The organism is Actinoalloteichus caeruleus (assembly GCF_049311605.1).
Classification (GTDB): domain Bacteria; phylum Actinomycetota; class Actinomycetes; order Mycobacteriales; family Pseudonocardiaceae; genus Actinoalloteichus_B; species Actinoalloteichus_B caeruleus.
Map to the genome: position 1 here is coordinate 2,058,214 of NZ_CP186005.1, position 11,822 is coordinate 2,070,035.

7 protein-coding genes are annotated in these 11,822 nt (G+C 72.2%); 2 read left to right on the forward strand and 5 right to left on the reverse strand.

The genetic code is table 11. The annotated features are described in order from the left end of the window. Nucleotides 1–48: 48 nt before the first annotated feature. The 3 genes from ACOJVX_RS09185 to ACOJVX_RS09195 form a co-directional block, all read right to left on the reverse strand. Entirely contained in the window at nucleotides 49–3,720 is a 3,672-nt protein-coding gene (locus ACOJVX_RS09185) for a S8 family peptidase (protein WP_422647419.1), read from the reverse strand. Between the two features lie 140 nt (nucleotides 3,721–3,860). Further along, the gene (locus ACOJVX_RS09190; protein ID WP_030106783.1) at nucleotides 3,861–6,563 is read right to left on the reverse strand and encodes a DUF4132 domain-containing protein; all 2,703 of its coding nucleotides are present in this window, start codon (nucleotides 6,561–6,563) and stop codon (nucleotides 3,861–3,863) included. A gap of 1 nt (nucleotide 6,564) precedes the next feature. After that, the gene (locus ACOJVX_RS09195) at nucleotides 6,565–6,951 is read right to left on the reverse strand and encodes a hypothetical protein (protein WP_026420578.1); all 387 of its coding nucleotides are present in this window, start codon (nucleotides 6,949–6,951) and stop codon (nucleotides 6,565–6,567) included. 339 nt (nucleotides 6,952–7,290) lie between these two features. Between ACOJVX_RS09195 and ACOJVX_RS09200 the strand changes: the two genes are divergently transcribed. Beyond that, on the forward strand, nucleotides 7,291–7,941 hold the full coding sequence (locus ACOJVX_RS09200; RefSeq protein WP_026420577.1) for a superoxide dismutase family protein: 651 nt from the start codon (nucleotides 7,291–7,293) through the stop codon (nucleotides 7,939–7,941). A 60-nt stretch (nucleotides 7,942–8,001) separates the two neighbouring features. Here ACOJVX_RS09200 and ACOJVX_RS09205 read toward each other — a convergent pair whose 3' ends face one another. Together ACOJVX_RS09205 and ACOJVX_RS09210 are read right to left on the reverse strand one after the other, a co-directional pair. After that, nucleotides 8,002–8,802, reverse strand: a complete 801-nt coding sequence (locus tag ACOJVX_RS09205) for an NAD(P)H-binding protein (RefSeq protein WP_418154513.1) — start codon at nucleotides 8,800–8,802, stop codon at nucleotides 8,002–8,004. A gap of 134 nt (nucleotides 8,803–8,936) precedes the next feature. Further along, entirely contained in the window at nucleotides 8,937–10,808 is a 1,872-nt protein-coding gene (locus ACOJVX_RS09210; RefSeq protein WP_418154514.1) for an ABC transporter ATP-binding protein, read from the reverse strand. A gap of 83 nt (nucleotides 10,809–10,891) precedes the next feature. Between ACOJVX_RS09210 and ACOJVX_RS09215 the strand changes: the two genes are divergently transcribed. After that, nucleotides 10,892–11,488, forward strand: a complete 597-nt coding sequence (locus tag ACOJVX_RS09215; RefSeq protein ID WP_103055444.1) for a TetR/AcrR family transcriptional regulator — start codon at nucleotides 10,892–10,894, stop codon at nucleotides 11,486–11,488. Nucleotides 11,489–11,822 lie beyond the last annotated feature (334 nt).

Below are 11,822 nucleotides of genomic sequence, written 5' to 3' on the forward strand. Positions count from 1 at the left end.
TGGAACGGGCCGGGAGGGGGGCGCCCTCCCGGCCCGCGCCGTGGTGGTTCAGTGCAGCCGGTAGGCGCCTTCGATCGTCTCGGTGACGGAGTTGCCGTCCTCGTCGTTGGCGGTGGCGCGCAGCCAGACCAGGTCGCCGGCCTCGCCGGCGGTGGGCAGGACCAGTGCCCAACCCTCACCGTCCCGGTCGACCTCGGCGGGCACCCACGTCTCGCCCTCGTCGAAGGAGACGTCCACGGCCAGTTCGCTGATCGGGGACTCCGTGGCACCTGACTGGTGGACGACCGTCGCCGTACCGGCGAGGGGCTCACCCGCGGGGCTGTCGTTGGTCAACCCGAGGGGGAGGTCGTAACGGATGTCGAGCAGGGGCAGCACCTCGTCGGCCCCCGTGGAGTGGAACCGCCACTGGCCGTGGACCGTGCCGGGAGCGGCCCAGACCTGGTGGTCCCGTTCGGCGTCCACGGCCAGGTCGTACCAGCCGGGTCCGGGTGGGACCTCCAGGTCGGCCAGCCCGGGGGTGTCGGCCTCGGCCACGACCTCGCCGTCCCGGCTCAGCACCATCCGGCCGCTGTCGGTGTCGAACCGCAGGTCGGGCAGGGCCTCGTGGCGGGGGTCGTTGTCGCCGAACATGGACAGCTGAAACCGCAGCAGGTCGTCCTCCCGCACGGCCGGGGACCGCCACTCGTCCAGGCCGACCCTGGTCTGGTCCGGCAGCGTCGGGCCGATCGGGCCCCGGTACCAGGCCTCGGTCCGCTCGTCACCCGCCTCCAGCGCCGTCGGCGGCGTCACCAGCTTGCCCACGCCCCAGTCCCCGGGTAGCGAGACCTCCCCCACCCAGTCGAAGCCAGGCGAGAAGTACTCGGTCCGTTCCTGCGGGAACACGGTCAGTGCCCACAGGTCGGCGATGACGACACCTTCCGAGGAAGCCGACTGACGGGTCTCGTGCAGCACGTCCTCGGGGCCGGGGTTGTGGTAGGTGTTCTCGATCCGGGCCAGCTCGTCAGCCTCCACCACCCGGTGACCGCTCGGTGGGAGACCGCCGTCGTGCGACTCCAGGAGGTAGTACGCGGAGGGGCTGTGGTCCCGTCCCTCCACGACGGCCTCCACCCGCCCTTCCTCGGCGATCAACTCAGCCAGTCGTGTCGCGGAGCGGTACTCGACGTTGACGTAGGGCAACGGAATCTCGGTCTCGATCCAGACGCTGCCCAACAACACCTCGGCTCCCCGGTCAGCCACGGCCCGCACCAGGTCCCCGAGCTTGTCGGGGGCGAGGTTCGTCCCGGGGCTGAGGAACGGGATGCGTCCGGTGAGGTCAGGAACGTCCTCGGCCGGGGTGGACGTGAGGTCCACGAGAGTGCCGGTGACCGTTCCCCGGGGGCCACGGAGGTCCTCCCAGACCCCCACACGCAGATCGTGCCCGGGTAATTCCACCCGGACCAGGGGGGCCGTCCATGCGCCGCCGTGCAGGAAGCCGAGGCCGTCGATCTCCGCTCCCGCGTCGACGACGAACAACTCGGTCATTATCCCGGTGAAGGTGTGAGTGGCGCTCTCGAGGACGTACCCGTGCGTGGTGCCGTACCGCTCGGCATCGTCCTCAGCGGGCACGAGCGCGACCGCTTCGCGGGTCTCCAGGGGAACGTCGAGCAGCGTGTCCTCGGTCAGCTCGACCTCCTCGGCGGCGTAGGTCTGGTACGACCGTCCGTCCTCCATGTACTCGTTGAGCGAGATCACGACCCGGTAGGTGCCCGGAACGAGCGTGACGTCCACCCCCTCCTCGAAGGTCCTCGCCTCGTGCAGTTCACCGGTCTCGGTGTTCTCGGCCACCACGGACAGGAGCGGGGAACTGGTCAGGGGTTCGTCGGAGACCGACACCGCCAGTTGGTGCCGTTCCTGGTCGACCACCGCCGACACCGGGGTCACGAGTCGGGCCCCGTTCGTGGTGGCGGTGAGTCGGCCGGTGATGGTGCTGACCCGTTCGGCCGTGGGCCGGAGGACCAGCGTGGCCGTCGCGGTCTGGCCGGGTGGGACGGTCACCGTGTTGGTGGTCAGTTCCAGCAGGCCGTCGGGGGCGGGGGTGCCGTCGTCCTGGCTGACGGTGAGGTCCAGGGCCAGGGTGAGTTCGGTGTCGGTGGGGTTGGTGTAGGTGATGGTGCGTTCCACCGGTTCCCCGTCGTGGGGCCAGTCGAGGAGTCCGAAGCCGAGGGTGGCGGGTTCGGCGCGGGGCCCCTGCTCCAGGGCGCGGGCGATGTCGAGGCGGCCGGCTCCCTGCCCGTGGACGTCGATCCCGGGGAGAGGTTCGGCGCTGGCGGTGAGCAGTGCCTTGATCTGTTGGCCGTCGAGGTCGGGGTTGGCCTGGAGTGCCAGGGCGGCGGCGCCGGCGACGTGCGGGGCGGCCATGGAGGTGCCGGACGCGCTGAGGTAGTGCTCGTCGATGGCCCATTCCTCCTCGACGCCCTCCGCGCGGGCGGCCACGATGTCCGATCCTGGTGCGGCGATCTCGGGTTTCAGCCCGAAGTTCCAGGGCACGGGGCCTTGGCTGGAGAAGTCGCTGAGTTCGTCCTGTTTGGTGGTGCTGCCCACGGTCAGGGCGCTGTCGGCGACACCGGGGGAGTCGATCGAGGCCGGCCGGCCGTTGTTGCCGGCGGCCACCACGAACAGCGCTCCGGTGGTGGCGGAGAGTTCCTCGACCGCCTCGACCAGCGGGTCGCGTTCAGGGGTGGCCCAGCCGGCGAGGCTGAGGTTGAGGATGTCCGCGCCCTGCTCGACGGCCCATTCCGCTCCGGCGATGATGTCGGTGGTCCAGCCCTGGCCCTGGTCGTCGAGGACCTTGGCGACCACCAGGTCCGCGCCCGGGGCGACGCCGGCGTAGCGGCCGTCGGAGGCTGCTCCGGTGCCGGCGATCGTGGCCGCCACATGCGTGCCGTGGCCGCTGCGGTCCTGGACGTCCTCGGCGTCGGAGAAGTTCTCGGCGGCGACGACCCGGCCGTCGAGGTCGGGGTGCCCGGTGTCGTAGCCGGTGTCGAGGACGGCGACGGTGACGCCGTCCCCGGTGTGGCCTGCGTCCCAGGCCTCGCTGGCGCCGACGAGGTCCCGGCTCTGGTCGAGGGTGGCGCGCACCCGCCCGTCCAACAGGACCCGGGTGTCGTCCTGGGCGCTGAGCACGCTGGGACCGTCACCGCCTTCGAGGTCCTGCCAGAAGGTGGGCAGGTCCTCGTGGGCGATCTCCAGGCCGCGTAACCCCAGGACCGGGAAGGACTGCGTGTGCTCGGCGACCTCGGGTGCGGCGAACGCGCGTGGTCCGTCGGCGGGTTCGTCGAGGATGATCCGGAGGCTGTCCTGGTGGTCGTCGGTCAGGCCCTGTTCGACGAGTCCGGTGAGGTCGAAGAACCGTTCGTCCAGTGTCCCGGAGATCACGGCGCGGCGGGCGTCGTCGGGGATGACGACGAGTCGTCCCTGGTGGGTTTCCTGGTGGTAGCCGGTGCCGCGCCGCTGGGGTGGGGAGGTGAACCCGGCGAGCAGTAGGCCGTCGGGGCCCTGGCGGAGCAGGACGGTGTCCCCGGTGATCAGGGTGATGCTGATCGGGGCGCCGTTGGTGTGTGACGTCACGGGTGTGGTCGGGGGTGGTGGGTCGGTCTCGTGGGTGCCGGCCGCTGCCGTGGGGGTGGTGAGCAGCAGTGCGGCGAGGAGACCGGCGCCGAGCCGAACACGGGGTGTTCGCACCTGGTGTCCTTCCGTTCGGTGGGCCGGCCGGTGTTCACCGGCCGGCCGGGCTCATCACAAGCCCTTCACACCGAACACACCGCGACCACGGCAGCGGGTTGAGCGCGCCGAGTAACGCTTCGATCACGGCGAGCGTCGAGTCATCGCCGGAGCTGGCTGGTGATGGTGCTGTCGGTGATCGACGTGTCCGCTGCCAGCAGGAAGGCCTTCGACAGGATCACCGCCAGCGTGCGGTCCCCGTCGAAGGGCAGGAACACCGATCCGCCGCTCTCGTCCCGCCGGGTGGGCACGATGCACAGGTACTCGTCGTTGGGCTCCATGAGGATGTTCCCGGAGCCGAGGTGGATCCGGTAGCTCCGCAGGTCACCGCGCACCCGCAGGAACCGGCCGTCCAGGGAGCACCGGTCGGCGATCGCCAGGCGGGGGACCACCCGGGACAGCAGGTCCCGCCGGGTCAGCGCGGTCGCGGAGAGCTCCCCGAAACCGTAGGAGTGCCAGTACTCCTGGTACCGGCCAGCCGGACCGCCGTCCGCCCAGGTCGGATCGGCGCCCACGCTCGCCACCCCGACGAAGAGGTCCACGTCCCGCAGCACCTCGCTGAGCACCAGCGGCGGCACCTCCGCCAACGGCACCGGCGGCGTCGGCTCCTGGTCGGGGCCCACCCACTGCGAGTACGGCCCACCGCAGGCGTGTTGGCTGTTCCTGGGCGCGTCCAGCGGGTAGAAGCGCACCTGGTCGGTGGCGAGGTGGAGGAACGTGCCGCTCTCGGTGGTGTCGGTGCCGTAGTCCTCGCCGACGCCCTCCACCCAGAACTCCGCGCGCAACCCCCACTCGGGCAGCTCCCGGCAGGGTGCCTCGCAGGAGTCGTCGACCATGAGCCGCAACTGGTTCCGCCAGCCCCGCACGGTGGCCAGCGAGTGGAACTGGTGCTGGCGGAGGATGTGGGCGGCGAACCGGTTCGAGTAGACGCCGGTGGCGCGTTCGGCGTCGGTGAGCGGGTACACCTCCCGGTGCGCCTGCTTGAACGGCTGGGTCACCCGACGGTCCTCCAACCACCGCCGCCAGGCCAGCACCCGCTCGACCCCGTCCTCGACCGGGTGCCACAACCGCACCTCGGCGGCCGGGTCCGCCGTCACCTCCGCACCGTCCACGTCCACCAGCCGGCCGTCGAACCAGCAGGCCGGGGTGCCGCCCACCCACCACACCAGCCGGCGGGCCAGGACCCCGACGAGGGGGTGGTCGAGGTACCGGTCCCGCCACCCCTCGTACCGCCAGGTCCGCCGGCTCAGCATGAGCCGGTCGAGCCGGTCCCGCTGGGCGGTGAGCATCTTCGTGACGTCCTTGACCGCGCCCCGGAGCCGGGCGACGTCCTCGGGGTGGTCGGCGCGGACCTGGGCGGGGACGGACCTGACCGGCCGGCCCGTGGCGCTGGTCCAGCTGAGGGTGGCCGAGTTGGTCCCGATCAGCAGCCGGGCGGTGGCGCCGCCGTCGAACCGCTCCTCCAGGGTGCCGACCTCGGTCATGCCGAAGGTGGGTACGCCGAGCTCCTCGATCTCGTCCCTGCTGATCCCCAGGGCCTCGGCGCGGCGGGCCAGGCCCTTGTCGATCTCCTTCAACGTCCCCTTGTAGGTCACCCGCGAGCTGAGCCTGGCGAGTTGCCCGAGGGCGGCGGCGCCGTCGAGTTCGGACAGGGCGTAGGTGGCGGAGTTGGCGAGCCGGGGTGAGCGGGGACCGACACCCGGGGCCTTGCGCAGGGCGGTCTCCACCATCCCGCCGAGGACACGTTCCAGGCCCTCGGCGGGCGGGCACAGGGTCGCCAACCAGCACAGCCCGCGCAGCGCGGTGACGTTGTGCGGGTCGAGCAGGGCACTCACGTCGTGGGAGTACCAGATGGAGGGTCGCAACGGCAGGGTGCGCGCCCGGCCCACCCGCGAACCCCAGGCCACGAACAGGGCGGGGAACCGTTCGGCGCCCGGCTTGGACAGCAGGTCGCGGGCGGTGCGCTTCCAGGCCGCCGACGGTTTGGCGGTGGTCGCCGTCAGCGCGTGCGCCACGAGGGCGCGCAGCGCGTCCCGCTCGGGTTCGGGCAGCGCGTCGATGTCGGAGGTCGCCGCCTCACTCCACGCCTCGCCGACGTTGAGCAGCGGCCACCGGCCCTCCTCCGGGAGAACGGTGACGTCCCGCGTGCCGTGGGCGTCGAGCCGGTGACGGCGGAGCAGCGCCACGAGCTCCGGACGGCGAGCCGCCCCCGCCCGCCGCAACACCGGGAGCGCGGCGAAGGGCAGTGCCAGGGAGAAGCAGCCGCCGAGCCAGTCCAGCAGCAGGTCCTCGTCGAGCCAGGAGCCGCCGACGCCCTCGATCAGCAGGTTGTCCCGCAGCAGGTGGAGGTACAGGGCGTCGTCGGTGGTGGACGGCATGTCCTTGAGGCGGTGCAGCACCTCGGCGAAGAGGTGGGCGGCCAACGCGGTGTCGTGGTCGACGACGATCCTGGTCACGCCTCGGGAGACGGCGCCCGCGTCGAGCGCACGGGCGCTGGGGAACCGCTCCAGCAGGGTGAGGGCCGCGTTGGCCGCCTCGTCCCGCTGCTCGGGACGTCCGGCGACGGCCTGCCGGACGTGCCGCAGGACGGTGATCAGCAGGCGGACGGTCCGGAGCCGGTCCCGTTCGCGGGTGCCGGGAGCGTCCTCCGCCATGAGTTCGCCGAGCTGGCCGTGGAGTGCGTCCATCTCCTCGGGAGAGAGCGCCGCCACCCGGGGGACCAGCGGATCGTCCACCCACCGGTAGTGGGTCGAGGGGGCCCGGACCAGGTCGACCAGCCCCGGTGGCGGTGCGGTCGTCGACATGTCAGCCTCCCACCAGTGCGACGAGGCGGAGGAAGGTCACCTCGGTGTGGACGGTGAGGTCGACCTCCTCGTCAAGCTCGACCAGCTGGCGGTCCCCGACCAGGATGACCAAACCGTTGCGGGTGAACGCCTTCTCCGCCAGGTCCGCCTGCTCCTCCCAGTCCACCCTGCCATGACCGACGGGGGAGCCGTTGAGCGCGCGTTCCCGGGCGGTGGGACGCACCAGGCCGCGGAACTCGCCGCCGGAGGCGTGGTACTCGCCGACCTCCTGGTAGACGCGCCGCCGGATGAGTTCCCGGACGGTGATGCGTTCTTCGAGGAACTCCAACGTCCAGGTGGACGGCGCGGCACCTCCGGTGCTCTCGTCCACGATCGTGACCTCTGCCATGGCACGGACGGTAACCACGGTGGCCGACAACCGCGTTCCGCTGGTCGAGGACGGCGGCTCAGCGGCGCGCATCGTCCACTGTCATCGGATCGGGTGAGAAACCTGGTTTCGGCGAGCGCCCCGGCCGCCCCGGTTGCTAAGACTGCGGTGATCACCCACGCACTCCCCGTGAGATCCACTGGTGACGTGACACCAGGCGGCGCCGGGGGGTCGCCGACCCCGACGGTCGCGGCTCCCCGGCGCATTCACCGCGCGTCGCGGCTGCCGAGCGGCGTGACCGCGGCACACCGAGACCGGTCGGCGTGGGCCGGCCGGGCCTGCCCGGAAGGGGAATCACCGATGTCGTCAGCGAAACATCCCCCGGTCCTGCTCGGACTCCTCACCGCGGGAGTCCTCGCCACCTCGGGATGCGGCGGTTCGGAGGAGGCGAGAAACGAACTGCGGCTACCGGACTCCCCCACGGCGGCTGGTTCCTCCCCGGCCGAGGGCGACGGGGTCGCCGCCTCGGCGGTGCTGGTGGACGCCTCCGGCAACGATGTGGGAACCGTGCGCCTCCGCGAGGTCACCGGCGGGGTGGAGGTCGTCGCCACCGTGTCCGATCTGGATCCCGGTTTCCACGGATTCCACGTGCACCAGACGGGCCGGTGCGAGCCGGACAGCCAGAGCCCCAGCGACCCGGAGAAGGTCGGCGACTTCCTCACCGCCGGCGGTCACCTCGGCAGCGGGGACGACCAGCACCACCCCGGCCACGGAGGCGACCTCACCAGCCTCTTCGCCACCGAGGACGGTGTCGCCGAACTCACCACCGTCACCGACCGGTTCACCATCGCCGACCTGGTGGACGAGGACGGCGCGGCCTTCATCGTCCACGCCGGACCGGACAACTTCGGCAACATCCCCGAGCGCTACGCGCCGGACGGCCCGGACTCCGACACCCTGTCCACCGGTGACGCCGGTGACCGGGTCGCCTGCGGGGTCGTCACGAACTGAGCGACGGGCCGGGTGGCACCGCCCACCCCCTCGGCGGACGCGCCACCCGGCCCGCCCCGGTCAGCGGAACATCTCGACGTTGTCGCGCACCCACGTCGAGAACGGTGTTCCCGGTCGACCCAGGACCTCCTCCACCGTGCTGGTGGCCTCGGCGGGCGTGTCGACCAGCTCCAGCAGACCGTCGACGAACCACTCGGCGTACTCGCCCAGGTCGTGCAACTCGGCGATGGCCTCCTCCCGGGTGAGTTCCACCAGCCGCAGCTCCCGTCCGAGCGCCTCCCCGATGAGCCGCGCCTGCCGTTCCCGGGTGATGGTCTCCGGCCCGGTCAGCGAGTAGGCCCGGCCGGCGTGCCCGTCGTGGAGCAGGGCGGTCGCCGCGACCGCGGCCACGTCCTCCAGGGCGATGGGGGCGCTGGCCGACCCGAACGCGGCGTCCCGCACCGTCCCGGTCTCGCGGATGGTGTCGGCCCAGACGCTGATGTTCCCCATGAAGTCGCCGGGCATGAGGTGGGTCCACTCCGCTCCGGAGGCCTCCACCGCCTCGGCGACGGCATACCACCAGGAGCCCTCCTCCCCGGAGAGGTCCACGATCCGCTCGACCCCGGCCTCCCGCGCGAGCCCCACCACCTCCCCGGCCGTGTGGGGTGTCGGGGCGAGGTAGAGCGCGTGAACGCCCTCCAACGCGGGACCGATCGAGGCGGGGCGTCCCACGTAGCCGCGGAACGCCTCCACCGAGGCGGGCAGCGCCGCCCTGACCGGGTCGACGGTGAGCGCGCGGACGTCGGTGGCCCCGGCGGCCAGCAGCGCGTCCACCACCAGCCGTCCGATGTTGCCGGTCGCTCCGGTCACGAGAATGGTCATCCTTGGTCCTCCGAGGGGTGCCGAACCGCGCCGGTGGGCGCGGGAACGTGTGCGGGGTGCGGTGGACGGCTCGGGCCGGCAGGGCATCGGCCGGGAACCGGCTGGTGCCGGGAGCGAGCCGGCTGGGGTGGGGCTCACCCGGAGGTCGCCACCCGCCGGGCCCCGTCGATCTCCGCCGCCAGTTCGGGCGAGGCCGGGGCGGGGGTGGCGATGCGCAGGGCCCGCACGAGGTCCCGGTACAACTCGTCGGAGGCCAGCAGTTCCTCGTGGGTGCCCCTGGCTCGCACCGCGCCGTTCTCCATCACGACGATGAGGTCGGCGTCGATCACGGTCGACAGCCGGTGGGCGATCGTCACGACGGCCGCCTCCTCGGCCCGCTCCCGCACGCAGTCGTGCACCGCGGCCTCGGTCAGACCGTCGATCTGGGCGGTGGCCTCGTCGAGCAGCAGGACGTCCGGGGTGCGCACCAGCGCCCGGGCCAGCGCGATCCGCTGGCGTTCCCCACCGGAGACGATGGTCGAGGCCAACGGGGTGTCGAGCCCGTCGGGCATGTCCGCGACCCGCTCCGCCATCCGGACCTTCCTCAGCGCCGTCCACACCTCCTCCTCCGAGGCATCCGGGTAGGTGAACGTCAGGTTGTCCCGGACGGTGCCGGGCACCACCGGCGTCTCCTGCTCGACGTAGGCGAACCGGGCGCGCACCTCCTCGTGGCTGAACTCGCGGTAGGGCCGGCCGTCGAGCCGCAGCTCACCCGACTCGGGTTCCAGGAACCGCAGCAGCAGGGAGAACAGCGTCGTCTTGCCCGCGCCGCTCGGACCGACGATCGCGGTGTGGCCGCGCCGGGGGATGGTGAGGTCCACACCGGACACGGCGGGTTCCCCGCCGGGCGCGTAGCGGGCGGCGACCGCGGCCAGCCGCACCACCGGGGTTCCCGCGCCTCCCGGAGAATGGGATGTCGAGGTGTCGCCGGTGGTGGTGTCCGAGGTGGGGCGGTCAGCCGACGCCCACTCGGTCCCCTCCGGTTCGAGGCGTTGGGTCTCCCGGATCCGCCCGGCGGCGGCGAGCCCGGCCTGGATGGCGGTGACGTTCTGGCTCAGCGTCATGATCGGGTCCATCAGGCCGAACGCGTAGAGCAGGAACGCGATCAGGCTGGACACCGCGAGGGCGCCGTCGGCGATCCGCCACGCCCCCACGCCCAGCACCAGGATGATCGCCAGCTGGACGCCGGACCAGGCCACCGTCCAGGCGACGGCCTCCCGGCGAACCGCCCGCACGCTGAACCGCGCCGCCTCGGTGGCCTCCCGCACGATCTGGTCGCCCTGGCGCCGCTCGGCCCGACTGGCCTTCACGGTGCGGATCGCGCGCAGACCCTCGGTGAGGGCGCCGCCGAGCCGACCCACCCGTTCCTGGGCCTGTTCGTGGGCCTTGGCGATCGGAGGCATCAGGACCGCGAAGGCCACCGCGACCACGGAGACCGCCGCGACCGTCAACCCCAGCAGCACCAGGTCCAGCACCGCCATCAGCACGAGGCTGCCGACGAGGGTGACCACGCCGTTGATCAGCCCGACCACCGAGTCGGCCGCGGCCTCCCGGAGCAGCAGGGTGTCCGAGGTGACGCGGGTGGAGAGCTCGCCGGCGGGCCGAACCCCCAGGCTGGTGATCCGGGCGCCGAAGAACCGCCGCACCATCGCCTCCCGCGCGGAGAGCACGACCCGTTCGCCGATGGTGCCCAGCAGGATCCACTGCCACAGCGAGACGACGGCTCCGACGACCAGCAGCACCAGCAGGGCGATCACCGGGGTGGTCAACGACAGGCCCTCGCCCAGGGCGTCGAGGATCCACTTGGTGACCATCGGGGTGGCCAGTCCCATCCCGGAGGCCAGGAGCGCGAGGGCGAGCCCGCCGAGCAGGCCACGCCAGTGCGGTCGGGCGAACGACCACAGCAACCGCAGGCGCGGTGCCCCGGTGGTCGAGGAGGGGTGACCCGAATCGGGCAGCACAGACATGTCCGGTAGTGGAACACGACTGTTCCGTTTCAGGCAAATGAGTTCCGTTATGCTCCGATTCGGGGGCGAGTACGGTACGTCGCATGACGGAGGCGGGAGATCAGGTGGTCGAGACCGGAGTGCGCACGCGCACGCGTCAGGCGATCCTCGACGCCGCCGTCGTCGTCCTCAGCCGTGACTCCTCGGCCTCGCTCTCCGAGGTCGCCAGGGAGGCAGGGGTGGGGCGCACCACCCTCCACCGCTACTTCGCCGAACGCTCCGACCTCGTCCACGCCATCGGCACCCTCACCCTGGAGCGGATCGCGGTCGCCACCGACCGCGCCAAGCTCGAGGTCGGGCCGGCCCGTGAGGCGATCGTGCGGCTCTGCCGGGAGTACTTCGAACTGCTGGGGGACGTCCTGTCGCTGGTCTTCACCGACCCGCAGTTCAGCTCCGGCCTCGACTGGCACGAGGAGAGCGACTCCGACCTCGCGTTGTTGGCCCTGGTCCAGCGGGGCCACCGGGACGGGTCGATCGACCGGGAGCTGACCCCGGAGTGGGTGCAGCAGGCGCTGTGGGCACTGCTCTACGCGGCCTGGGCCTTCGTGCGGGAGTGCGGGGTCTCCCGGCACGAGGCGCTCGGGCAGTGCCTGCGTTCGCTGGACCGCATGCTCCACCCCGTCGGCGAGCGGGCCGGCTGAGTCGCGCACCACCACGAGGGTGGGCGCCGGGGTCGCGGTGGCCGACGTGGTACTTCGAGTCCGCCCGACGTGCCCGTGCTCCGTCGAGATCCGTTCGCCGCACAACCTGCCCGCACCCCCGACCCGGGGTTACGGGAGGGGGCGGTGACCACCCGGTGACCACACGTTCGCACCGTAGCGAGGCCCAGCGTCGTCATCACCCACCAGCCGAGCCGGTCGACCGGGTACGGGGTGGACGTGGACTTCCACCTGGTCGTCGCCACGTGGGGGACACCCCGAAGGGGGAGTGCTCACAGTGGCGGCGCTCCTCACCCAGCCCCACTAGGGCGCTACG

Bases quoted from the DNA above. Each gene is read 5' to 3' on its own strand.
- ACOJVX_RS09200 (WP_026420577.1), top strand. From the start codon at position 7,291: ATGTCGTCAGCGAAACATCCCCCGGTCCTGCTCGGACTCCTCACCGCG.
- ACOJVX_RS09215 (WP_103055444.1), top strand. From the start codon at position 10,892: ATGACGGAGGCGGGAGATCAGGTGGTCGAGACCGGAGTGCGCACGCGC.
- ACOJVX_RS09190 (WP_030106783.1), bottom strand. From the start codon at position 6,563: ATGTCGACGACCGCACCGCCACCGGGGCTGGTCGACCTGGTCCGGGCC.
- ACOJVX_RS09205 (WP_418154513.1), bottom strand. From the start codon at position 8,802: ATGACCATTCTCGTGACCGGAGCGACCGGCAACATCGGACGGCTGGTG.
- ACOJVX_RS09210 (WP_418154514.1), bottom strand. From the start codon at position 10,808: ATGTCTGTGCTGCCCGATTCGGGTCACCCCTCCTCGACCACCGGGGCA.
- ACOJVX_RS09195 (WP_026420578.1), bottom strand. From the start codon at position 6,951: ATGGCAGAGGTCACGATCGTGGACGAGAGCACCGGAGGTGCCGCGCCG.